The organism is Pseudomonas sp. JL23 (assembly GCF_056933585.1).
The window spans coordinates 3,292,946-3,316,758 of sequence record NZ_CM167795.1 but is presented as its reverse complement, the minus strand read 5'-3'; the positions used below and the strand labels follow the sequence as shown (position 1 = coordinate 3,316,758).

Genomic DNA, 23,813 nt, shown 5'->3' with positions numbered 1-23,813 from the left:
CTCCCTGAAGGTTGCAGGCGGGGATGCCCCACGGCTACTCCACCATCCGCGCCAGATACTCCCACGGATAAATCCCCCGTTGGTGCCCGTCACTGAACACCAGTTGCAGGCCATAGCCCTGGGGATGGACTTCCAGCAGCCGCACATCGGCGGCTACTTTCGGCTCGTTGCCACCCAGGCGCAGGGCGCGGCACTGGGAGCAGGGGCATTGCTGGCGCAGTTGCACGTGACTGATGAGCTGCACTGCGCCGTCAGGCCAGTTCAGGCGCAACTGCTGTTTGCTCCAGGAGTTGCCAATGGCGTGCGGCGCCTGGTTCATTGCAATTGCGCCAGGGCGATGCGGATGGCTTTGCGCACTTCCGGATCGCTGTCGTTTTGCGCCGCGTGCAAGCTGGCCAGGGCGGCCTTGTCGCCCAGTTCGCCCAGGGCGAGTGCCGCTTCCTTGCGCAGATTGCTGATGCTGTGTTCAAGCGTGCCCAGCAAACCCTGCAAGGCCGGGCCGTAGCGCAATCGACCCAGGCTGCGGGTAGCCCGTACCCGCACCTGCCAGTAGTCATCAGCCAATGCCTCGACCAGTGCCGGGCCGGCCTCGACCCGGCCGACCTTGCCCAAGGTCGTTGCCGCTTCTTCGCGCACCTGCCAGGCCTGATCCTGCAAGGCCTGGCGCAATGCCGGGAGAACCCGCTCGTCGCTGGCCAAGCCCAGGGCGCCAGTGGCAGCACGACGCACGTCTGTGTCGGAATCACTGCTGGCCAGGCGTGCCAGTGCCTCCAGGGCGTCCAGTTGTTTCAGCCAGCCCAGTACGCCGACCGCCTCGCGCCGCACAGCCGGATCGACGTCATCCAGGGCCAGCAAGGCCAAGGGCGCGGCGTCGATCAGGCGCAACTCGCGCAGTGCCCGAAAGGCCGCCGTACGCACGCTGGCATCGGCATGGCTCGTCCAGGGCAGGATTTCCCGCCCGGCCTCGGCACTCTTGAGCACGCTCAGGCTCTGGGCGGCGGCTTCACGCACGTTCGGCTGGGGATCGACCAGGGCGGCGCAGAGGGCCTGCACCACTGCGGTCTCTTCCCAGGCCTCCAGCAGGCTTGCCGCTTCGGCGCGCACCTCGGCCGCAGGATCGTCGCGCAGTCGATCGACCAGCCAGAACAGGCCGTCCGGGTCCTCGAGGTCAGCCAGTTCGATCAGGGCAATCCTTCGTACGCCAGGGTCCGGGTCTTGCAGGCGTGGGCGCAGGGCGAGAATTTGCGGGTGGTCGATGTCGTCGAAAGTAGCGTTCAGTTCAGTCATATGGCGAATCGCGGTCGGTTGTTTTCAATAGGAAGTCCGAGGGGGTTCAGGCGTGGCAACTGCCGACCGTCCTCGTGACGCAGCAACTCGAGGCAATGACGCTTCAAGCGGGAAAATTCCGGGGTAGTCATCAGGTCGGTGTTGCGTGGCCGAGCAAAGTCCAGGCGCAGGTCTTCGATAAAACGCCCCGGCCGGCTGCTCATGACCAGGATTCGATCGGCCAGGAACAGCGCTTCGTCGATATCGTGGGTGACGAACACCACGGTGGTGCGGATGCGCGTCCAGATATCCAGCAACAGCTCCTGCATCTTCAAGCGGGTCAGGGCATCCAGGGCACCAAACGGCTCATCCATCAGCAACAGGCGCGGCCGATTGATCAGCACCCTGGCGATTTCCACGCGTTGCTGCATGCCTCCGGAGAGCTGGTTAGGCCAGCGCTCGGCAAACCCGTCCAGGCCCACCAGGGCCAACATGTCGTCGGCAGCCTTGAGCCGCTCGGCCTTGGCCACGCCCTGCATCTTCAAACCAAAAGCGACGTTCTCACGCACGCTGCGCCAGGGAAACAGGGTGTGATGTTGAAACACCATGCCGCGTTGCGGTGAGGGCCCCTGCACCGCTGCGCCGTCCATTTCCAGGCTGCCGGTCTGTGCCGCCAAGTGCCCGGCCAGGGCGCCCAGCAAGGTCGACTTGCCACAGCCCGAAGGGCCGAGGATGCAGACGAACTCGCCGGCGGCGATCTGGCAATCCAGGGCCTGCACGGCTTCAAAGGCCTGCTGGCCTTCGCCGAGGGTGATCGACAGTTGCCGGATATCGATATGTCCGAGCTTCATCAGGCTTTACCTCGGCCACGGTGCCAGGGGGTGAACAGGTTGCCCAGGCGCTTGACCAACAGGCTGCTACCCATGCCCAGGCAACCGATCAGCAGCATGCCGACCACGATGTCCGCGTAGTTCTGGATGGTGTAGGACTCCCAGGTGTAGTAGCCAATGCCGAATTGCCCGGAGATCATTTCCGCCGTGACCAGGCAGAACCATGATGTGCCCATGCCGATGGCCAGGCCGGTGATGATGCTCGGCGCCGCCCCCGGCAGGATGACTTCCAGCAGGATTGCCCGGCGCCCTGCCCCCAGGCTTCGGGCCGAGGCGATCAGGCGCGGATCGACGCCTTCGACGCCGTGCACGGTATTGAGCAGGATCGGAAACAAGGCACCGGTAAAGGTGATGAACACCATGGACAACTCCGAGGACGGGAACATCAGGATGGCCAGGGGAATCCAGGCCACCGCCGGAATCGGCCGCAACACCTCCAGGGGCGGCATCAGCACGTTTTCTGCCCAGCGCGAACGCCCCACCGCCAACCCGAGGCCAATACCGATGACCAGCGCCGCCAGATAACCGGCAAACACCCTCCCCAGGCTCGCGCCCAGATGCCGGGCGAGATTGCCCGAGTCAACCAGGCCCACGGCAGCCTGCACCACGGCCCAGGGTGTCGGCACATTGCTGAAGGTCAGCAGAATCAGGTTCCAGTGATAACTGGCCGCGAGTTGCCAGAACAGCAGGCAAAACAGCAAGGAGCCGGTGCGCGGAATCCAGTTCAAGTGCGATACAGACATGGCAGTCTTCCCGGTTTCAATACGGGCCGCCGCAGCGGCCCGCGCAAGGCGTGCATCAGCGGCTGGCAACGGCCTGGACCGAATGGGCACTGGCGTCGGCGAAGTCAAAGACCTTGCCACCCGAGGTCTGGGCGTATTGCTCGGCCTGGCCCTTGAGCAGGAAGGCACTCAGATGCCCTTTGCTGTCACTGACAAACCAGGCCTGATTGGCGAACAATTTGATGCCGCTGTCGTCGGCCTGGGCGTAGACCGCACGTATGGCCTTGCCCTCCTTCTTCAGGCTGGCCAGGGCGACGAAGGCCGATTCGGCCGAGGCGTAATGGCGCACGGTCGGCTCACCCTTGACCCAGACCTCGGCCACATGGCGGAAATCGGTAATGGGTTTGCCGGTCAGTGCATCGTTGGCCTTGAGCGGCGACTGCGCGTAATTGCTCAGCTGAGCGTTGTAGTCCAGCCCGGACGCCTTGTAGGCCGCACGCACGTACTGATCATCGATAAAGGTATTGAGGTCCAGGCCGCGATCGGCCTTTTTCAGCAGCTTGAGGGTGTCGATGGCCGTACCGACGGCCTGGCGATACTCGGGCTTCCAGGTCTGATCCCGGGTCTGCAGGCCCAGGGGACCGTGGAACAGATAATTGACCTCGGCCTCGATGCCGGTGACCTTCTCGATCAGCTCGCTGTACTTCTCGGGTTCTGCGGTCAGCAGACGATTGGCTTCGATCCCGGCGCGCAGGTAGGCCACCACCACTTCCGGGTACTGACGGGCGTAGCTTTCATCTACCAGGGCGCCATGGAAGGTCGGGCTATTGGACTGCGAACCGTCGTAGATCTTGCGGGCGAAGCCACGGTTGGGGAACAGCTCGGCGAAGGGCACGAAGTCGGCATGGGCGTCGATCTTGTCGGCCTGCAAGGCAGAGCCTGCGATTTCCGGCGCCTGGGCGATGATATTGACGTCCTTGAGCGGGTCCCAACCCTGGGCTGCCACGGCACGCAGCAGCATACCGTGGGCCGTGGAGGCGAACGGTACGGAAATGGTCTTGCCTTTGAGATCGGCCAGGGATTGCGCCGGGGAGTTGCTGGGCACCACGATGCCATTGCCGCTGCCCTTGATATTGCCCGACAGCACGCTGATAAACAGGCTGTGCTTGCCGGCGGTTTCATAGGCCACGCCGTTGAAGGCGCCGGGGAAATCCGCCATGGCGCCGAAGTCGAGCTTGCCGGCGACCATCTCGTTGGTCAGGGGCGCGCCACTGGTGAAGTTCTTCCACTGGATATCGTACTGGGCATCCTTGTATTTGCCGTCATGGGGCAAGTACTTGTCGAGCAGGCCTAGCTCACGGATCAGCAACCCACCAGCGGCGCAGTTGATGGTGGTGTCCTGGGTGCCGATGGCAATGCGGATGGTTTCTGCCTGGGCAGACAGGGTCAATGAGGCCAGTACAAAACCGGCCAGTGCTGCACGCAATAGCATGGGTATATCCCCTCGAATCATTTATAGGTAGTCGTCTCCGCCGCATTCTGGCGCGGTGGGAAACGAGGGGTGGTTTGACTCAGGCGTCCGGGGTGCCGGATAGCGTTACAGACTCAGCGCAGCAGGTAGGGAATTTCCACCTTGACCGCACCGGTCGGACAATCCTTTTCGCAGGGCATGCAGTACCAGCACTCATCGAACGCCATATAGGCCTTCTGGGTTGCCGGGTTGATCGCCAGCAGATCCATGGGGCATACCTCGACACACACCGTGCAGCCTTTGTGGGCGATGCACTTGTCTTCATCGATGGTCACCGGCGCATTGGAGCGAAAAAAGATTTCCTGAGGCTGATAGGCCATTTCACGGTTCCTTGGCGCTTACTGCGCTCTCTCTGGATGTCACGCAATAACAGGTGGATCAGGCGGCGTGATTGCCCACCCGCAGGCGGTTGTAGGCCTGCATTTCCTCGGCATCCATGGGGATCACATAGGGTTCCACGGGCTTGCGGAAGCTGAACATGCGTCCGTCCTCGCCTTTTTTCAGGTGGCAATGACAGAACCAGTCAGCGTCATTGCGCTCGGGGTGATCGACCCGGTAGTGATACAGACCCCAACGGCTTTCCGCGCGGTACAACGACGCCCTGGCGGCCATCTCGGCGCAGTCGCGAATCACGCTGACTTCCATGGCACGCATCAATTCGTGGGCGTTATTGGCTTTCATCTGGTCCAGGTCGCGCTCGATATCGTCGAAGCGTTGCAGGCCGATCTGCATCTTCTTGGTGACCTTGGGCGGCTGCAAGTAATCGTTGACGAAGCGGCGCAGCTTGTACTCAACCTGGGCCGGTGGCAGGCCATGTTCACGATCCAGTGGGGCGTAGACCCGGGCCTTTTCCCGCTCGATCTGCTGGCTGTCGAGCGCGCTGAAGTCACGTTCGGCAACATAATCGGCGGCATTGTTGCCAGCAAACCAGCCATAGGTGAATGCACCAAGCATGTAGTTATGCGGCACGGCGGCCATGTCCCCGGCCGAATACAGGCCCTTGACCGAGGTCTGCGCGTGCTCGTCGACCCACACGCCGGAAGCCGAATGACCACTGCAGAAACCGATTTCCGAGATATGCATCTCCACCATCTGGCTGCGGTAATCGGTGCCGCGATTGGCATGAAACTGGCCCCGGCTCGGGCGCTCGTTGCTGTGCAGGATTTCCTCGATATTCTGGATGGTTTCCTCGGCCAGATGATCGAGCTTGAGAAACACCGGACCGTTGCCGCTCTCCAGCTCCTGGTGAAACTCCCACATCATCTGCCCGCTCCAGTAGTCGCACTCGATGAAGCGTTCGCCCTTATTATTCGCGGTGTAGCCCCCCAACGGCCCGGTGACATAGGCGCAGGCCGGGCCGTTGTAGTCCTTGATCAGCGGGTTGATCTGGAAGCACTCCAGATTGGCCAACTCGGCACCAGCGTGATACGCCATGGCGTAGCCATCACCGGCATTGGTCGGGTTCTCGTAGGTCCCCATCAGGTAGCCGGAAGACGGCAGGCCCAGGCGCCCGGCCGCGCCGCAGCAGAGGATCACGGCCTTGGCCTTGATCACATGGAAGTCTGCGGTACGGCAGTCAAAACCCATCACACCATTGACCGCGCCCTCAGCGTCGGTCAGCAGGCGGGTGCAGACCAGGCGGTTGGTGATATTGACCCGCGCCCGCTTGAGCTGGCGGTACAGGACTTTCTTGATGTCATGGCCTTCGGGCATGGGCAGCACATAGGCGCCCATGTGATGGACCTTCTTCACCGCGTAGTCACCGGTCTCGTCCTTCTCGAACTTGACGCCCCAACGATCCAGTTGCTCGATGGTTTCAAAGCTGTGGGTGGCATAGGCATACACCGCCGCCTGATTGACGATGCCGTCGTTGGCGATGGTGATTTCCTTGGTGTACTGCTCCGGCGTGGCATGACCGGGGACGATGGCGTTATTCAGACCGTCCATGCCCATGCTGATGGCGCCGCTGCGCTTGACGTTGGCCTTGTCGATCAACAACACGCGCAGATCGCGGTTGCGTTCCTTGGCCTTGATCGCCGCCATCGGCCCGGCCGTGCCGCCGCCGATCACGACGATGTCGTATTCCTGCTCGATGACTTCCCGGCTCATGTCCGCTCCTCACGCTGACGGTCACTGCGCAGGCGATACTGGAAGGCATCGCCGCGATAGTAGAGATGTTCGAAATCCACGGGCTGGCCGTCCGTGGTGTGGGTCAAGCGCTCGATATGCATGATCGGCGAACCGGCCTCGACCTCGAGGGCCTGGGTCAGGTCGCTGTCAGCCAGCAAGGCATCGATGGCCAGGTCCGCATGGCCCAGGGACAAGCCGCAGTCATTCTCCAGGATCAGGAAAATGTCCCGGGTCACCAGGTCGGCGTTTTCCAGCCGCTCCCCCAGGGCCTTGGGCAGGTAGGTGATTTCCAGGGAAATCGGCTCGCGATTGATCAGGCGCACGCGCTTGATCTGCGCAACGATCTCGCCCTCGGCGACTTGCAGACGCTCGGCCACCAGCTTGTCGGCCGGGATGAAGCGGAAGCTGCGCAGGCGGTTGATCACCTCATAGCCACGCCCGGTCATGGACTCGGCCAGGCCCTGCAACGTACTGACGTTCTGGAAAGCCTTGGGCTTGGCCACGAAGGTGCCCTTGCCGTGGATCTTGAAGATCAGCCCTTCCTTTTGCAGATCGCCCAGGGCCTGGCGCACGGTGATGCGGCTGACCTTGAACATGCTGCCCAGTTCACTCTCGGAAGGCATCTGGGTGTCAGGCGCGTATTCGCCATCAAGAATCCGCCCACGAAGCAGATCCCGCAGCTGGGTATGCAGCGGCACGCTGGAAAGCGGTAATAAAGGACTGGCTGTATCGGTCATCAAAATCACTTGTCATAACGAGTTATGACGTGATCTTAAGAAGCATAAGGCGTGGGAGGGAAATACTGTTTGGGCATAAGGTTAGATGCTCCGGTGACATCCGCCGGTGATCACCAGTCTAAAATGCAAGAAAAACATAAAGAACCGGATGATCATAAGTCAAAGCTCATTAGCTTATATTCATAAGTGCTTTCACAGTTTGTTCTTATAGCTATATCTTCGCGTTAGCCACTCTCCTCCTCGCCTCACAGGAACGACTGAACATGGGCACTGCCTTGAACCATCTCTGGCAACAACGCTACGCGGGCACCAGCCCCGAACCTTCTGCACTGGGCGAAAACCCGGTCATTGAAGCGCTGCTGGGCCATCGCAGTGTGCGCCGCTATCTCGACAAGCCCCTGCCCGAGCAGACCCTCCCGACACTGCTGGCGGCGGCACAGTCGGCGGCCTCCTCGTCCAACCTGCAGGTCTGGAGCCTGATTGCCGTAGAGGATCCGCAACGCAAGGCGCGCCTGGCCAAGCTGGCCAATGATCAGGAGCATATTCGCCAGGCACCGCTGTTCCTGGTCTGGCTCGCCGACTTCTCCCGGGCCGGGCGCATTGCGGCGGCGCGGGATGTGCAGCTGGATGCTCCGGGCTACCTCGACAGCCTGCTGGTGAGCAGTATCGACGCTGGCCTGGCCGCGCAGAATGCCGTGGTCGCGGCCGAGTCCCTGGGGTTGGGCACGGTGTATATCGGCGCCTTGCGCAATAACCTGCAGGCGGTGATCGAAGAGCTGAAACTGCCGCCACTGGTGTATCCGGTGTTTGGCCTGGTGGTTGGCTATGCCGATCCACAGCACCCGGCAGCCATCAAGCCGCGCCTGCCTCAGGACGTGGTGCTGCACCGCGAGACCTATCAGGTGGCTGCCGAGGAACCACAACGCATTGCCGACTACGAGGAGGTGGCTGCCGCGTTCAGCCGGGAACAGCAGCAGAACTCACCTGCCTGGAGCGACCAGGTGCTGCAACGCCTCAAGGGCGGGGATTCGCTGCACGGCCGTGAGCGGATTGCCCAGGTGCTCAATGCTCAGGGCCTGGCATTGCGCTAGGCACTGTACGAACAATGCCTGCGACCGCGCGGGCCCTGCTGCATTAAAAAGGAGGCATAGCCATGTCACGGCTCAAGGACAAATACGCACTGATCACCGGCGGCACTTCGGGAATCGGCCTGGAAACCGCACGGCAGTTTCTCGCCGAAGGCGCGACGGTTGCCATTACCGGGCGCAACGAACAGGCGTTACAAGACGCCGGCCAAGAACTGGGACAATCGGTGCTGCTGCTGAACAGCGACGCCGGTGATATCGCCGGGCAACGTGACGTCGCAGCCCAACTCACCCGGCAATGGCCACGTCTGGATGTGCTGTTCGCCAATGCCGGGGATGTCACCCATCGTTCACTGCAGGATTGGGATGAAGCGGCCTGGGACCGGATGTTGCAGACCAATCTCAAGGGGCCGTTCTTCCTCATCCAGGCCCTGCTGCCGTTGTTGGCCGATCCCTCGTCGGTGATCCTCTGCGGCTCGGTCAGCGCGCGAATCGGCCTGGCCCAGAGCAGTGCCTATGCGGCCAGCAAGGCAGGCTTGCTGTCCCTGGCCCGAACCCTCTCCGGCGAATTGATCGGTCGTGGCATCCGGGTCAATGGCCTGAGCCCGGGCCCGACCGAAACCGCCGCCCTCGGCAAACTCGGCCTGCCGCCTGCGCAAGAGCAGGCGCTGCGCGCTACCATCGGCCAATTGGTGCCACTGGGTCGCCTGGGTACTCCTTGGGAACTGGCCAAGGCAGCGGTGTTTCTGGCTTGCGACGAGTCGACTTTTGTCGTGGGTTCGGAGCTGCTGGTGGATGGCGGGGTTGCGAATATCTGATTTTACGCCAGGAAGGTTTGATTTTTTGTGGGAGCCGGCTTGCTGGCGATCGAGTGCGCAGCACTCGCAATAACGTCGGCGACGGACCTGCCGCCCCCCTTAATCACTGACTCCCTGTGGGAGCGAATTCATTCGCGTAAGCGGTATTCAAGGCGATACACATGAGTCGGATGTATCGCCTCTTCGCGAATGAATTCGCTCCCACCAGCCTTGCTGATCCCCGCCATATCGATATTCAATATTGTTATTTAAATAAAAATACTTATACCTATATCGTCTACCGGAAAGCGGAATTCAATCTCACGCATCCGGAGCCGATCATGCCTAAAGCCATTCCCCGATTTTCCCGCCTGGCCACCGCGCTGGGCCTCACCACCTCGCTGCTGACCGGCACCCTGGCCATGCCAAGTGCAGCCCAGGCCGAAGGACAGTTGCGCATCGCCGAGCAGTTCGGCATCGTTTATCTGTTGCTGAATGTGGTGCGCGATCAGCAGTTGATCGAGAAGCACGGCAAGCAGGACGGTGTCGAGATCAAGGTTGACTGGACACAGCTGTCGGGCGGTTCGGCGGTCAACGATGCGCTGCTGGCCGGGTCGGTGGATATTGCCGGGGCCGGGGTTGGCCCGTTGCTGACCATCTGGGACCGCACCCAGGGCAAGCAGAACGTCAAGGCGGTCGCGTCCCTGGGCAACTTCCCCTACTACCTGGTGAGCAATAACCCCAAGGTCAAGACCATCGCTGACTTTACCGAGAAGGACCGCATTGCCGTGCCTGCCGTGGGCGTGTCGGTACAGTCGCGCTACCTGCAATATGCCTCGGCCCAACTCTGGGGCGATGCCGACTACGCACGCCTGGACAAGTACACCGTCAACCTGCCCCACCCGGATGCCGCTGGCAGCATCATCGCCGGTGGCACCGAGCTGACCGGACACTTCTCCAACCCGCCGTTCCAGGAGCAGGAGATCCAGGCCCCCGGCGTGCATGTGGTGCTCAATACCTACGACTTGCTTGGCCCGAACTCGCCCACCGTGCTGTTTGCCACGGAGAAATTTCGCAACGACAACCCCAAGACCTACCACGCGTTCATCGAAGCCCTGGCTGAAGCCGAAGATTTTATCCGCAAGGACAAAGGCGCCGCCGTCGATACTTATATCCGCGTGACCAAGGCCAAGATCGACCGTGCCGCGCTATTGAAGATCATCGATAATCCGCAGTTCGACTTCACTATCACGCCGAAAAATACTTATCCTCTAGCCGAGTTTATGTACCGGGTCGGCGCGATCAAAAATAAGCCGGCGTCATGGCAGGATTACTTCTTCAAGGACGTCAAGCCACTGCAAGGCAGTTGATAGTCGAAGCTTAAGGCAAAGTGCCACTAATCATATTGATGAGTGGCGCGCTCCTTCATGTTTCGCGATGACAATCATCATTTTCACAAGTTCAATCCACTATTTGCTCCTGTCACTGGCTGCACACTTTCAAACTTGCACTGCCTTCAGAAATATTACATCGCACCCATTCCCTGACCGATAAAACCGTCCTATTATCTTCTTACGCAGCGACCATAAGCCCGATGAACTCAAACCGCCGCAGAGATACGGGAAAAACTGCAGAAACACTTTGAACTCTGCCGCCTCCCGCCCCTCCGCAATCGTTTCAGCCAATATTCCTGCCCATTAAAACCTAACAGCCAAGCTATGATTGACCCTCTCTTTTCCTGAAAGTTTCACGCACTTTATCAACATTAAAAAGTTGATAGAAAAACGAAAAAACCGTTTTGCAGAGTTCTTTTTTATTTGCTAATAATCCTTCCCGCTACGGTTACAAGGATTTCGCATTGCACATGAAGTGACTGTCGAACTTTTGTTTCGCTAAATGCACCTAACCATAACTACCTGCTAGTGACTTGAATCTATTTTGGCTCAAGGACACTGCTGTGCAGCGCATGAAAATGCGCGGGAGGATTCAATGGCTCGTGCACAATCCAGACTGAAAGTTCTTTCGATTTTCGGCACCCGACCGGAAGCCATCAAGATGGCGCCGCTGGTCAAGGCTCTTGAAGCAGAACCTGGCATCGACTCGCGCATCTGCGTGACCGGCCAGCATCAGAGCATGCTGCAACAGGTGCTGCAGACTTTCGATCTCAAGGCCGATTACGTCCTTGAAGTCATGACCCCTGGGCAAACCCTCAATACCCTGACGGCGGCCCTGTATTCGGCCATCGACCCGGTGCTGGAAGAAATGCAGCCCGATCGTGTGCTGGTTCATGGCGATACGACAACTGCGATGGTCGCGGCCATGTCCGCGTTCCATCGGCGTATCCCCATCGGTCATATCGAAGCGGGTCTGCGTACCGGTGATATCCATCAGCCGTGGCCGGAAGAGATGAACCGGCGCAGCATCGATCTGATTGCCGATCACCTGTTTACCCCTACGGCTCAGGCACGGCGCAATGTGCTGGGCGAGCGCCTTCAGGGCAAGTCCTTCGTAACCGGTAATACCGTGATCGATGCGCTACAGATGACCGCCCGCCGTATCGAGCAGAACCGCCAGTTGCGTGCCGCGCTGGACCGTCAATTCAGCTTCCTGCTGCCCGAGCGCAAAATGCTGTTGGTCACCGGCCATCGTCGGGAAAACTTCGGCGATGGTTTCCAGGACATCTGCCAGGCCCTGCGGACCCTGTCCCAACGCGATGACATTCAGATCGTCTATCCGGTGCATTTGAATCCCAATGTCCAGGGGCCGGTCAACGAGCATCTGGGCGGGCTGCCCAACGTGCATTTGATCGAGCCACTGGATTACCTGTCGTTCGTGCGCCTGATGCAGCTTGCCCATGTGGTCCTCACCGACTCCGGCGGCGTGCAGGAAGAAGCGCCGTCCCTGGGCAAGCCGGTGCTGGTGATGCGTGATGTCACCGAGCGCCCGGAGGCTGTTGAGGCTGGCACAGTGCGGCTGGTCGGTACGCACCCCGAGTCCATCGTTCAGGGCGTGAGCATGCTGTTCGACGATGAACTGCTGTGGCGCAGCGCTTCGCAATCGAGCAATCCCTATGGCGACGGTCAGGCCTGCGGGCGGATTGTCGATGTGCTGATGGGCCGTCCGGTGGATGAGTTCGTCGCCACCCCGACGGCGCGGCGCAACGAGGCCACTGAGGCGCTGTATCAATCGATGCCCTTGCGCTCGGTGCGGGTGCATTAGCAAGCACATTTGATTGCAGGAGCGAGGCTTGCCCGCGAAAAGGTCGGTACATCCGAACCATTGTCGTGATCTGAACCATTGCCTTCGCGGGCAAGCCCCGCTCCCACGGGGTCTTCCCAAGGCCACCGTCCCACCACATCCGTTTTAGCCGAGATCTGCCTGAATGAAGTATTCCGTTACCGTGAACGCGGCCGCGTGGAACACGCTCGCCTGCACCATGGGTCTGCTGGCCCTTGCTCCAGCCTTTGCTCTGGCGGCCGAAACCCCGCTGAGCCAGGCGATCAGCCACATGAGCGCCGACACCCGGCAACAAAGGGTCGTAGAACTCAAGGACCTGGGCATTGATCGGCCGATCATCCTCAATGCCAGTGACGCTCGCCGCGAGCTGTACCTGCCGGTGCCGGCCGATGTGCCATTGACCGACGCCAGTCTGAATTTCGAGGGCAGTTATCTCAATGGTCAGGTCGGCCAGAACACCCTGTTGCTGTCCCTGGACGGCTACCCGGTTCGAGCCATGGGCCTCAACGATGCCGAAGGCAATGCCAGCTTTGCCATTGGCGTCGACAAATCTGCGCGAGACAGCGGCTCGGTACGTCTGGGCATTGCCTGGTCCTCGGTGGTAGCGCGGGTCTACTGTGAGGACGACCGCGCTATCGGCAATGTCCTGCGCATCGACCCGCACACCCGCCTGAGCTACAGCTATGACGCCGATCAGTTGCACGACGTCGGCGCGGCCTGGAACGCCCTGCCCGGCAAGCCCGGTATTCTGGTAGCGCCAGGAACCCTCAGCAGCGCCAGTTATGACGCCGCCTGGCGTCTGGGTGTGGCCTTGGAACGTATCGGCAAACAGGCACGGATTGTTGCGTTTCCGTCGCTGCAGGACAGCATCGACCTGAGCGGACTGCGCGTGCCCGACGAACTGAAATCCATCCCGGCCTTCGCCAGCCTCAACGGCAAGGGCCTGTTGACCCTGAACGACCCGGCGCAGATCGGCGCCTTATTGATGCTCGGCCAGTTGCCTGCGCTGAACGCCGATCTGGCTGTAAGCGACCCGCAGTTGCTCAAGGCGGTCAGCGATGCTCTGGATGCCCTGAGCACTCAAGTGCAGCGCCTTGACCCGACTGCGGCTGACGCCCTGGGCCGCTGGCGTGAGCGTCACGTCAATGCCGCGCTGAACAACTCAGGCGGCGACAATGTGCGCCTGGCGATGCTCGGCGCTCACCCGCTGCTGCTGATCAAGCCCGAGGCCACGACCCAGGCCATTGATCTGTTCGGTTCCGCCTGGAACAAACTGGCGCGCAATCGCCAGCTGACGTTGGGCGAAGAGTCGGTCGGCGAACTGAGCAAAGATGATCGCGTCGCCCTCAGCCGCCTGGGCGGCAAGCCCGGTGCCGTGGATGTGCTGGCCAAGACCGACTGGAGCACGTCATTCCCCTTGGGCAGCGTCGCCTATGACGGTCGCGTGCCGGTCAAGGCGGTCATCGACGTCAGCGCTTCGCCGGGAGTGGCCGACACGCCGCCGGTGGCAACGCTGTTCTTCAACGACTACCTGATCGGCGCCAGCCAGTTGCAGGCCGACGGCCAGAAGCAACGCATCGAAGCGCGCATTCCACGCTACGCCCTGGCCGCGCAGAACACCCTGCGTGTGTCGTTCCAGCGCCAGCCGGTCAGCGACCAGTGCCGGGAAACGCCACAGCCATTCCCGGTCTCGGTCCTGCCCACCAGCCACGTGATCCTCGACAAGACTGCTCAGGGCGAAGACTTCTCCGGCATGGCCGCACGCTTCGCCGTGTCCAGCCAGTTGCTGGTGCCCCAGAGCTATCTCGCGCACCCGGTCAGCAGCCTGCCGCAATTGATCCGCATCGCCAGCGCCGCGGGTGTCTCACCGTTGCGCGCGCAACTGACGGTGAGTACTGATAGCCAGACTGCCGTGAGCCCGGACAAGGCTTTCCTGGCCTTCGAACTGCCGGTCAAGGGCAGCGATGAGGCTGTGCAAGTCGATACCAGCGGTCATCTGTTGATTCATCAGCAAAAGCAGACCCTGCTCGACCTCAAGAGCCTCAATCACCTGGCCGCCCTGCAAGTGGTCGAGTCCGGCGGCCAGCATGGCCTGAGCTACCGCACCCTTGGCGGTCAACCTCCGGACTTTGCCCGGCCGGTACTGCTCGAACGCGGCAACGTCAGCATCCTCGGCGACGGCGGCGCCCTGAGCACCTTCGACAGCAAGGACCCCAACGGCAGCCAGTTGATCGATGACGACGAAGACAAAGGCCTCAATGCCTGGCGCAAACCGTCGTGGCTGTGGCTGATCCCCGGCGGCGTGATTGTCGTTCTCCTGCTGATTGCCGCTGGCCGTATCGCCCGCCGCAAGCGCCAGTAACGGGGCCTGACCATGACGTCGCTCTATTGGCCTTACTGGCTGGCCCACTACTACAGTGCCCTGGAAATCGCCACGGTGATCGTTGGCGCGATCATCCTGGTGTCGAGCCTCGATGATCTGATCATCGACCTGTGGTACTGGTCCAGGCGCCTGTACCGCAAATTCACCGCCGAGCGCCAGTTCCGACCCCTGGCAGTGGAACAACTGCTCGCCCGGGACCAACAGCCTCTGGCGATCATGCTGCCAGCCTGGTTGGAGTACGACGTCATCGCGCCGATGATCGAGAACATGGTCTCGACCCTGGATTACCAGCAGTACGTGGTCTTTGTCGGCACCTATATCAACGACCAGCGCACCATCGACGAAGTCGAGCGCATGCGCCGCCGCTATAAGCAACTGCACCGGGTCGAAGTGCCCCACGCCGGGCCGACCTGCAAGGCCGACTGCCTGAACTGGGTGATCCAGGCGATCTTCCTTCACGAGCAGACCCACGGCGTCAGTTTTGCCGGTGTCGTGCTGCATGACAGCGAAGACGTCCTGCACCCGCTGGAACTGCGTCTGTTCAACTACCTGCTGCCGCGCAAGGACATGATCCAACTGCCGGTGGTGTCGCTGGAACGCAACTGGTACGAGTGGGTTGCCGGGACCTACATGGACGAGTTCGCCGAATGGCACGGCAAGGATCTGGTGGTCCGGGAAAGCATGACCGACAGCGTGCCCTCGGCCGGTGTCGGGACGTGCTTCTCTCGCCGCGCCCTGCAAGTACTGGCCGACGAGACTCAGAACCAGCCGTTCAATACCGACAGCCTGACTGAGGACTACGACGTCGGTGCGCGGCTGTATCGCTACGGCATGAGTTCAATCTTCGTGCGCTTTCCGGTGCAGTACCGGGTGCTGCGCAAGTCCTGGTTTCGCCCGCAGTATGAGTCGAACCTGGAAATGCCCTTGTGCGTACGCGAGTTCTTTCCCGATACCTTCCGCACCGCCTTTCGCCAGAAGGCACGCTGGACGCTGGGCATCGGCCTGCAGGGTTGGGAACAGGTGGGCTGGACCGGGTCGTTTGCCAACCGCTACCTGTTGTTTCGTGATCGCAAAGGGGTGGTGACGTCTTTTGTCAGCATCATTGCCTATCTGATTCTCGTGCAATTGCTGGCGCTCATCGTGCTGCGCAGCAGCGCATTATGGAACACCAGTTTCCCCACACCTTTCGACAGCAACGGGCTGATTCGTTACTTGCTGTTGGCCAACGGGATTGCCCTGTTGTGGCGCATTGCTCACCGGTATTACTTCACCACCGTGCTCTACGGCTGGCAGCACGGCCTGCTATCGATTCCACGCATGGTGGTGGGCAATTTCGTCAACTTCATGGCCGCCGCCCGGGCCTGGCGCATGTTTCTGGTAGGCAAACTGCTCAACCGCAAACTGGTCTGGGACAAAACCATGCACGACTTCCCCTCCACCGATCTGGTGGCCCAGGCGCCGCGCAAACTGGGCGGCGTGCTGCTGTCCTGGCAGGCGATCAATGACGAAAACCTGCAAAGCGCCCTGGTCGAACAACAGACCCGGCAGATGCCCCTGGGACAGATATTGCTCAGCCATGGCTGGCTAGATGACGAAACCCTCGCCGAAGCCATCGCCTTCCAGAGCAACTTGCCCCGGGTCTTCGATCTGGCCAGCAAGATGCAGCTGTCAGCACGACTGGATGATGAGTACTGCCTGCGCTGGCGCGCCGTGACCTTGGCCGACACCAGCGAGGGCCGCCCGCAGATCGCCGTGGCCAGTCCGCTGCCCGAGGATGGCCTGGCGCAGATCAGCGAACAATTGGGCGCCGAGCCGGTGCAATTGATCGCCCGGGAAAGCGAAATCCTTGCCCAGTTGCGCCGCCTCGACACTGTCGCCGGTCAGCCACTGCCGACCACTACGCCACTGCTGGGCGATCTGTTGATCGAACAGGGTCTGCTCGACCGCAAGACCTTCAACCGCGCCATTCGTCATTACCGCCCGCAGATGCACGGGCGGATCGGCGACTACCTGGTCGATACCGGCGTGCTGTCCCGCGCCACCATCGAACAGGCCGTGGCCGGGCAGCACCGTCATTCTTCTATCAAGCCTCAGGAGCCCTCCCTATGAAGCTCCCCTTGCTGTCCCTGACCGCCGGCCTTGGCCTGTTGCCGCTGCTGGCCCAGGCGGACGTCCTGCCGCTGCCTCTTAGCGGCCCGGCCTACGCCATCGCCAATCAGGCGTATGAAGCCTACAACCACAAGGACTATGACCTGGCGATTGCCAAGGCCAGGGAAGCCCTGCGTCAGCGTGATGACGTGCAGGACCTGCGCAAGTTGATCCTGCTGGCCGAGCGCGACAAGGATCGCCGCGACCATCCGGAACGTTATCCCGGTGCCCACCCCAAGCGCGGCTATCTGGACGGCAACCGCTCGTTGAAAGCTTACGCCAGCGGCAATTACGACCAGGCCGCCCAGTTCGCCCGCAAGGCCATCACACAGGCACCACATAACGCCGATTACCATATGATGCTGATCGAAGCCTTGCAGCGTCAGCAGCGTCTCAATGAGGCTCAGATCGCGGTCAATGACGCCACCCAGACGCTGGGTCCGTCGCCGCAACTGGACCATCGCCTGCAAGCGATCCACGAACAGATGGCGGTCAATAACGCCGCCGAGGGTTATGCCGCCCTGGCTCGTGGCGACAACGACAGCGCCGTGAGTTTCGCCCGGGACGTGGTGCGCCGCTTCCCCGCAGAAGTCGCCTATCGACGCCTGCTGGTCAGTGCCTTGATCGCCCAGGGGCAATATTCGGCTGCCCGTTCGGCTGCCACCGAAGCCCTGGCCCTCAAGGGCAACGACGCAGTATTACTGGCCCAGCGCGGGCAGATGCGTCAGCGCCTCGGCGATCAGGACGGTGCCCGTCAGGATTACGCCCAGGCCCTGGCCGTGGGTAACCTGCCTCTGCGCGAACAGGCATCCCTGTATGCCGCCCTTGGTCGGCCGCATGAAGCCCTGCTGCGCCTGCAAAAAGCCCGGGCCAATGGCGAGCTGAAAAGCGGTGATGAAGTGCAGATTGCCTACTTCCTCGCTCAGGCCGGGGATGATCGCGGGGCCTTGGGTGAATTCAAGCGTCTGGACCGGCAGAACCAGCTCAACCCCAAGGAAGTCCGGGACGCCGCCTACAGCGCCATGCGCGCGGGCGACGATGCCCAGGCCATCGCCTATTTCAAGCGGGTCATCGACTATCAGCAGACCGGCGAGCTGCACATGCCGGATCAACAGGTGTTCGACACCCGCCGCGCGGTGTCGGACCTGTCCCGGGAGTGGGGCGTGACCAACACCACCACTTATCGCGGGGCCAGCAGCACCAACGGCCTCAGCGGTGCGCCGAGCAGCAGCAATGACAGCCTGCAGAACAGCACCGAAGTGTCGTGGCGCCCGGCAGGCTACAACAATGCGCGCTTCGTTGAGCTGTACGGCCGGGTCACCGATACGCTGTGGAACAAGGAAAGCGGCAACGACAAGGGCCTCGATGCCCTGCAAGGCGCAGTCGGCGTGCGCCTCAAACCGTTCAGCGAATACAACGTCATGACCGCCTTCGAGCGCACCTTGCCCCTGGCCGGTTCCAACGCCAAGGGCGACTGGCTGGTGCGCCTGGGCTACGGTTCGAGCATCGGCACCGATCTGCGAGTAGACGTGCCGAGCTGGTGGACCTCCAACCTGTATGTCGAGGGCGGGCGTTATCTCAAGGACAAGCGCAACTACTTCAACAGTGAATGGCAACTGGGTCGCAGCATCCGCATGGACCGCATCAGCCCGCGCCTGGTGCTGTTCCCCCATGTGGTCCTGGCCGCCGACTATGATTCGCAGATGCACAGCAGCACCGATGCCTTTGGCCGCAACAAGACCTCATCCGGCAATGCCGGTGGTGCGGGCGTGGGCATCGGCTTGCGCTACTGGTTCCGCGAGACCCAGCACAAGGCGCCGCAGTCCTATGTCGACTTCTCGGTGCAGTACCGGGCCAAGGTGTACGGCGATGACCAGGCCGAAGGCGTGTTTGCCCGGCTGACCTACTCATGGTGAGCCTCCCGGGCAAATCCCGGCTGGCGCAGACCGGGCTCGCAGCACTGCTGGTCGGAGCGCTGGCGATCGCCGCCGACATCTTCCTGCCGTCAGCGCCCGCCCCGGCGCTGGTGGGTATTGTCTGGCAGCCGGATAACCAGACCGTGGGCATTCGCGGCGACTGGCAAAAGCTCGGTGTGCACGACCTGTTGGTGCAATGGACGGCAGTGGACGGCCAATCCTTCGTGCCCGGCGCAGGCCTGCCCGAAGTGCCGGTGCTGCCTGACTGGTCGCGCATCGGCAAAGAGCCGTGGGCACAGAACGTGATTCTTGGCCTGGCCGGATTCTTCAGCGAAAACCGCTCCCGGGACAATATCGAAGAACTGGCGGTGTTGTCCGAGCGCATGGCCAAGGTCAAGACGCCGCTTAATGTCACCGGCTGGTACTTTCCGACGGAGGTCGATCCGAGCTGGAGTCGCGCCAAGGAGTTGCCTGCCCTGCTGGCCAAACTGCCCCGGCCGCTGTGGATCAGCGTCTACGACGGCGGCAATATTGGCCCCGCCGCCACTGCCGACTGGCTCAAGAGCTGGTTGCCGGATGATATCGGCGTGTTCTTCCAGGACGGCGTCGGCGTCTACACCCGCACCGCGCCAGTGGCCAGGCAATATGCCGATGCCCTGCGGGAAAGGTTGGGGCCCAATCGCGTCAAGGTCATCGTCGAAGCCTTCCGGCCCAAGGTTGGCGGTGGTTTTCGCTCAGCCACGGTGGCCGAGCTCAAGCAGCAGATCGCGGCTTATGGCGGTTATCCGCTGTACCTGTTCGACGGGCCGCATTACCTGACGCCGAAGTTGGTGCAGGGGCTGCTCAAATAAGCCCGATGAAACGACACACCTGTAGGACCGGCTTTAGCCGGGAGGGCGCTCTCGCGGCTGAAGCCGCTCCTACAGCCATCAACGCGAATCCGTCGTGGTTTTTTGCAGGCAATAAAAAACCCGCCGAAGCGGGTCGTATTATCAAATCCATCCCAACATCCTGTCGGTAGCCATCCAGGCAATGGTAGACCGTCCTTGATCTCTGAAGCACTCCTGCGCTTCAGCTGATGGATCCAATTTATGCTTGTGCCTGGGCGATGTATACGGGAGGTTTTCGCAAGTCCGTGTAAGCCTTTCGCTATCCCCCCCGCACACACCCTCCTCCGTCAGTTGAATACCTTCGCGGCGCGCTCACGGATTTCATCGGGCGTCAGGTCTTCCTTGTGGGTCGCTACAAACCAGATGACACCAAAGGGATCACGCAAAGTGCCGGTGCGATCACCATAGAACTGGTCTTTGATTGCGCTGATCTGACTGGCGCCTTTCTTGACGGCGAGTTTGAAACAGGCGTCAACATTCTCGACATACAGGTGCAGGGCAATCAGTCCGTCCTGAGACTTGCCAAAGGGCGACTGGTCACAGGTGTCGGCCAACATCAGTGCCGATTCGCCAATGCGCAGCTCAGCGTGGCCGACCTTGTCGTCGGGGGTGTCCAGGCGGAACATTTGATGAGCACCAAAGACGTCGGTGTAGAACTTGATGGCCGCATTGGCGTCTTGCAGGCCCAGGTACGCGGTGATTCGTGGTTGTCCTTCGGGAATGGGTTTAACTGTCATGATGGAAATCTCCTCTAGGCGTGACGGCTGGCGCAGGACAATCGCGCCAGCCAGGCCACCTATTGGGTATAGGCGTTCCTGCTCAAGGTTGCCGTGACGCCCGTCCGGGAGCCGAAAAAACGCGAGTAGCGCTACCTCGCAGGAACTGTCACGGCCCCCCGTGGGAGCAGGCTTGCCTGCGAAGAGGCCAGTGAAGGCCCTGTTTTTCGGTGGCTGAAAGACCGCCTTCGCAAGCAAGCTTGCTCCCACCATTCATTCCAGTTCAGTGCATTGAGTTGTGTTGGATAAGAGCGGCTGGTGCTCCAAAGAACGCGAATACCCAGGCCTGCCCGCGCCCTACATACTGGCCCGGTCATTCAGCGACTTGCGCGACCACCTGAACGCTTCCAACCCTTCGTTTCAACAACCTGCCTGTCGATGCAGGTGGCGCAGCCATGGCTGCCAAGGAGTAATGGCTTGAACACCTTCTTTTCCCAGCGCTCGGACCCCGACCTGTATCAGGTCATATGGATCACCCTGGCGCTGTTCCTTTCTTATCTGTGCGTTGCGATGTCCCTGCCGGTGACGTCGCTGTATGTCAGCAGTCAACTCGACCTGGGCAATGCCCTGGCCGGCCCGGTGACCGGCCTGCTGGCTGATCACTACGGTTATGCCGTGGTGTTCCTGGTGGGTGGGCTGGCAGCCAGTGCCGGGATTGGCATGTTGTTATTTCTGGCGAGCAATGACCGCGAGGTACAGGCCGCGTAACACAAATATCGCGGAAACCGCAGCACCCGCAGGACCGGCTTTAGCCGGTACTACGGGCCTCATTTCAAATCACCGGTTCAGCTCAGCCATCGCCGCAATCAGCGCGCTATGGAAGCGCTGCACCAGCAGATCGACCTCCTCCTCACGGATGATCAGCGGTGGAAGGAAACGCACCACCGCGCCATGACGCCCGCCCAGTTCGAGGATCACCCCCTGGCTCAGGGCGTGACGCTGGACGGCCTGGGCCAGGTCGGTGTCGGCATTGGGTACACGGCCTTGACCGGCGTCGGTATGAACGATTTCCACGCCAACCATCAAACCGCGCCCCCGCACATCACCCAGGCAGGCAAAATCGCTCTGCAACTGGCGCAACTGCCCCATCAGGCGCTGGCCCATGGTTTCAGCGTGCTCGGGCAGGCGCTGTTCGATGACATAGTTGAGGGTCGCGGCGCCAGCGGCCATGGCCATCTGATTGCCGCGGAAGGTACCGGCATGGGCACCCGGCTTCCAGGTGTCGAGTTCCTCGCGGTAGACCACGACCGCCAGGGGCAGGCCGCCGCCGATGGCCTTGGACAGTACGAGGATGTCCGGTTCGATACCGGCATGCTCGAAGGCGAACAGTTTTCCGGTGCGACCGATACCGGTCTGCACTTCGTCAATGATCAGTGCCACGCCATATTTGCGCGTCAGCTGGCGCAAGCCCTGCAGCCAGCGCGCCGGCGCCGCAATCACCCCGCCCTCGCCCTGCACCACTTCGACCACCACAGCCGCTGGCGGCAGTACGCCGGACTCCGGATCGCCCAGCAGTTGCTCGATGAAATGCAGCCCGGCATCGATCCCGGCTTCGCCACCGATGCCGAACGGGCAGCGGTAGTCATAGGGGTATGGCAGAAACTGCACGTCGGCCATCATTGAGCCCAGGGCCTGCTTGGGCCCCAGGTTGCCCATCAGGCTCAGGGTGCCGAGGGTCATGCCGTGGTAACCGCCGGAGAACGACAGGATCGGCTTGCGCCCGGTCGCTATGCGCGCCAGCTTCAGCGCCGCTTCGATGCCGTCAGCACCGCTGGGCCCGCAGAACTGGATCTTCGCGTTGCGGGCAAAGTCCTGGGGCAGCGCGGCGAACAGGTCGTCGACGAAGCGATCCTTGACCGGCGTGGTCAGGTCCAGGGTATGCAGCGGCAGACCGCTGTCCAGGGTGCTGCGCATGGCGGCGATGGTCACCGGGTGGTTATGCCCCAAGGCCAGGGTCCCGGCGCCGGCCAGGCAGTCCATGAAGAACTGGCCTGCAGTGTCGCGCACATACAGGCCGTGGGCTTCGGCCAGGGCCAGAGGAATGCGTCGTGGATAGGAGCGGGCATTGGATTCCCGAGCCGCCTGGCGTTCCAGATAGGGGTTGGAGTCGAAACGGCGCAACGGCTGCTGACGGAAATGGTCGAGGCTGAACCCGGCCTCGGCCGGGGTAGCGTTTTGCATGTTTTCCATGGTCGATACCTGTTCTGCAAGATGTCCGGTTGACGCGTTCAGCCCTGGCCGTTGGATTGCATCGCCTGACGCAGGCTCAGCGGGCGCATGTCGGTCCAGACCGATTCGATCCAGGCCAGGCACTCGGCTTTACTGCCTGTCTTATCGGCAGCTGTCCAGCCGGCAGGGATGGCCTTGTAGTCCGGCCAGATCGAGTACTGCTGTTCATCGTTGACCACTACCAGAAAGCGCGTATCGGGGTTATCGAGGCTCATGTGTCATTCCTTGAAGGCATTAAGGGTTAATCGGTTGTGTCTGCTTTTTACTGTCGCGTGTCCGGTTGTCGCTGTTTATACTCGGCCGCTCAATTGATAACGGCTCTCGAATTCATGGCCGCAGGATGCGCAATGATCCCCAGCCTCGCGCCGCTGTTCAGCGGATCTCTGCTCGCCTATGCGGAAAAACTGCAACTGGCCGACAGCACCTTGCAGGCCCTGCCCGCCAGGGATTTCTTCCAGCGGGAAAACCTGGCCGCGTTCATGGACCAGTTGCAGATGCGCCACGGCGGCTGTGATCGCCGCGCACTGGTCTCGATCTGGTCCAAGTGGTACTTCACCAATCTGCTGGCCCCGGTGCTGGCGGCGGATATGCTGTTGCAACGCAGCCTGCCCATCGCCCTCGACCAGGTCGGTCTGCTGCTCAATGCCGAGGGTCGCCCCCAGGGGCTGGTCCTGGCCGATGAAGGTCAGGCGGTGGACCTTGCTGCTGAGCCATTCCAGCGCTTCAGCGGCCTGATCGACGGCCATCTGTATCCACTCATCGACGCATTCGCCTCGGTCTGTCGTGCGTCGCCACGGCTGTTCTGGAGCAATGCCGGCAATACCTTCGAATTTGCCACCAGCCGTATTGACCTGCACGCTCTGGCCCGCCCGGGCAGTACCGGGCCGGCCCACGCCGTGCTTGCCAGCCGCCTGCGCGCCGACGGCCAGCGCAACCCGCTGTTCGAGCCCGTGACTTACCACGACAGTGGCGAGCAAGAGCCCCACCGCCAGCGGCGTATCTGCTGCATCCGCTACCGGCTGCCCGGTGTCGGCTATTGCAGCAGTTGTCCGATCGATCTCGATAAGCGTCATTGA

Annotated in this window: 21 protein-coding genes; 10 read left to right on the top strand and 11 right to left on the bottom strand. The window is 61.6% G+C overall.

Annotated elements, in window-relative coordinates; all coding sequences use genetic code 11:
• Window positions 1-34: 34 nt before the first annotated feature.
• The 8 genes from AC1Z24_RS15305 to AC1Z24_RS15270 all read right to left on the bottom strand — a co-directional run bounded on the left by AC1Z24_RS15305 (window position 35) and on the right by AC1Z24_RS15270 (window position 7,276).
• The gene (locus AC1Z24_RS15305) at window positions 35-319 is read right to left on the bottom strand and encodes a DUF971 domain-containing protein (protein WP_483746375.1); all 285 of its coding nucleotides are present in this window, start codon (window positions 317-319) and stop codon (window positions 35-37) included.
• Complete coding sequence (locus AC1Z24_RS15300) at window positions 316-1,287, bottom strand: HEAT repeat domain-containing protein (protein WP_483746374.1); 972 nt, start codon at window positions 1,285-1,287, stop codon at window positions 316-318. The genes AC1Z24_RS15305 and AC1Z24_RS15300 overlap by 4 nt, the downstream gene beginning before the upstream one ends.
• Window positions 1,284-2,117 (bottom strand): ABC transporter ATP-binding protein, encoded by an 834-nt coding sequence (locus AC1Z24_RS15295; RefSeq protein ID WP_483746373.1) that lies wholly within the window; start codon window positions 2,115-2,117, stop codon window positions 1,284-1,286. Before AC1Z24_RS15295 ends, AC1Z24_RS15300 begins: the two co-directional genes overlap by 4 nt.
• On the bottom strand, window positions 2,117-2,899 hold the full coding sequence (locus tag AC1Z24_RS15290) for an ABC transporter permease (RefSeq protein WP_483746372.1): 783 nt from the start codon (window positions 2,897-2,899) through the stop codon (window positions 2,117-2,119). Before AC1Z24_RS15290 ends, AC1Z24_RS15295 begins: the two co-directional genes overlap by 1 nt.
• Before the next feature lie 55 nt (window positions 2,900-2,954).
• Window positions 2,955-4,370 (bottom strand): ABC transporter substrate-binding protein, encoded by a 1,416-nt coding sequence (locus AC1Z24_RS15285; RefSeq protein ID WP_483746371.1) that lies wholly within the window; start codon window positions 4,368-4,370, stop codon window positions 2,955-2,957.
• 113 nt (window positions 4,371-4,483) lie between these two features.
• Window positions 4,484-4,729 (bottom strand): 4Fe-4S dicluster domain-containing protein, encoded by a 246-nt coding sequence (locus tag AC1Z24_RS15280; RefSeq protein ID WP_043310664.1) that lies wholly within the window; start codon window positions 4,727-4,729, stop codon window positions 4,484-4,486.
• A 58-nt stretch (window positions 4,730-4,787) separates the two neighbouring features.
• The gene (locus AC1Z24_RS15275; protein WP_483746370.1) at window positions 4,788-6,518 is read right to left on the bottom strand and encodes a fumarate reductase/succinate dehydrogenase flavoprotein subunit; all 1,731 of its coding nucleotides are present in this window, start codon (window positions 6,516-6,518) and stop codon (window positions 4,788-4,790) included.
• Window positions 6,515-7,276 (bottom strand): GntR family transcriptional regulator, encoded by a 762-nt coding sequence (locus AC1Z24_RS15270; RefSeq protein ID WP_483746369.1) that lies wholly within the window; start codon window positions 7,274-7,276, stop codon window positions 6,515-6,517. Before AC1Z24_RS15270 ends, AC1Z24_RS15275 begins: the two co-directional genes overlap by 4 nt.
• 263 nt (window positions 7,277-7,539) lie before the next feature.
• Between AC1Z24_RS15270 and AC1Z24_RS15265 the strand changes: the two genes are divergently transcribed.
• The 8 genes from AC1Z24_RS15265 (at window position 7,540) to AC1Z24_RS15230 (ending at window position 19,693) form a co-directional block, all read left to right on the top strand.
• Window positions 7,540-8,367 carry an NADPH-dependent oxidoreductase gene (locus tag AC1Z24_RS15265; protein ID WP_483746368.1) on the top strand — a complete coding sequence of 276 codons (828 nt, stop codon included), beginning with the start codon at window positions 7,540-7,542 and terminating at the stop codon, window positions 8,365-8,367.
• A 62-nt stretch (window positions 8,368-8,429) separates the two neighbouring features.
• A complete protein-coding gene (locus AC1Z24_RS15260; RefSeq protein ID WP_483746367.1) occupies window positions 8,430-9,179 on the top strand; it encodes an SDR family oxidoreductase in 750 nt (249 codons plus the stop codon).
• Window positions 9,180-9,499: 320 nt separating this feature from the next.
• Entirely contained in the window at window positions 9,500-10,528 is a 1,029-nt protein-coding gene (locus AC1Z24_RS15255) for an ABC transporter substrate-binding protein (RefSeq protein WP_483746366.1), read from the top strand.
• A 619-nt stretch (window positions 10,529-11,147) separates the two neighbouring features.
• Window positions 11,148-12,377 carry a non-hydrolyzing UDP-N-acetylglucosamine 2-epimerase gene (gene wecB, locus AC1Z24_RS15250; RefSeq protein WP_483746365.1) on the top strand — a complete coding sequence of 410 codons (1,230 nt, stop codon included), beginning with the start codon at window positions 11,148-11,150 and terminating at the stop codon, window positions 12,375-12,377.
• A gap of 163 nt (window positions 12,378-12,540) precedes the next feature.
• Window positions 12,541-14,757: a hypothetical protein gene (locus AC1Z24_RS15245; RefSeq protein ID WP_483746364.1), complete on the top strand. Its 2,217-nt coding sequence runs from the start codon at window positions 12,541-12,543 to the stop codon at window positions 14,755-14,757.
• 12 nt (window positions 14,758-14,769) lie between these two features.
• Window positions 14,770-16,887, top strand: coding sequence for a glycosyl transferase family protein (locus AC1Z24_RS15240; protein WP_483746363.1), 2,118 nt, complete (start codon window positions 14,770-14,772; stop codon window positions 16,885-16,887).
• Window positions 16,884-18,842, top strand: coding sequence for an NfrA family protein (locus tag AC1Z24_RS15235; RefSeq protein WP_483746362.1), 1,959 nt, complete (start codon window positions 16,884-16,886; stop codon window positions 18,840-18,842). Before AC1Z24_RS15240 ends, AC1Z24_RS15235 begins: the two co-directional genes overlap by 4 nt.
• Entirely contained in the window at window positions 18,836-19,693 is an 858-nt protein-coding gene (locus tag AC1Z24_RS15230) for an alpha-amylase family protein (protein WP_483746361.1), read from the top strand. Before AC1Z24_RS15235 ends, AC1Z24_RS15230 begins: the two co-directional genes overlap by 7 nt.
• 326 nt (window positions 19,694-20,019) lie before the next feature.
• Here AC1Z24_RS15230 and AC1Z24_RS15225 read toward each other — a convergent pair whose 3' ends face one another.
• On the bottom strand, window positions 20,020-20,469 hold the full coding sequence (locus AC1Z24_RS15225; RefSeq protein WP_483746360.1) for a VOC family protein: 450 nt from the start codon (window positions 20,467-20,469) through the stop codon (window positions 20,020-20,022).
• A gap of 456 nt (window positions 20,470-20,925) precedes the next feature.
• Here AC1Z24_RS15225 and AC1Z24_RS15220 point away from each other — a divergent pair, with 456 nt between their 5' ends.
• A complete protein-coding gene (locus AC1Z24_RS15220; protein ID WP_483746359.1) occupies window positions 20,926-21,216 on the top strand; it encodes a hypothetical protein in 291 nt (96 codons plus the stop codon).
• A 69-nt stretch (window positions 21,217-21,285) separates the two neighbouring features.
• On the opposite strand, the gene AC1Z24_RS15215 is transcribed toward AC1Z24_RS15220, so the two are convergent.
• A complete protein-coding gene (locus AC1Z24_RS15215) occupies window positions 21,286-22,689 on the bottom strand; it encodes a diaminobutyrate--2-oxoglutarate transaminase (protein WP_483746631.1) in 1,404 nt (467 codons plus the stop codon).
• A gap of 47 nt (window positions 22,690-22,736) precedes the next feature.
• Window positions 22,737-22,952 (bottom strand): MbtH family protein, encoded by a 216-nt coding sequence (locus tag AC1Z24_RS15210; protein ID WP_483746358.1) that lies wholly within the window; start codon window positions 22,950-22,952, stop codon window positions 22,737-22,739.
• A 132-nt stretch (window positions 22,953-23,084) separates the two neighbouring features.
• On the opposite strand from AC1Z24_RS15210, the gene fhuF reads away from it, so the two are divergent.
• Window positions 23,085-23,813 (top strand): siderophore-iron reductase FhuF, encoded by a 729-nt coding sequence (fhuF, locus tag AC1Z24_RS15205; protein ID WP_483746357.1) that lies wholly within the window; start codon window positions 23,085-23,087, stop codon window positions 23,811-23,813.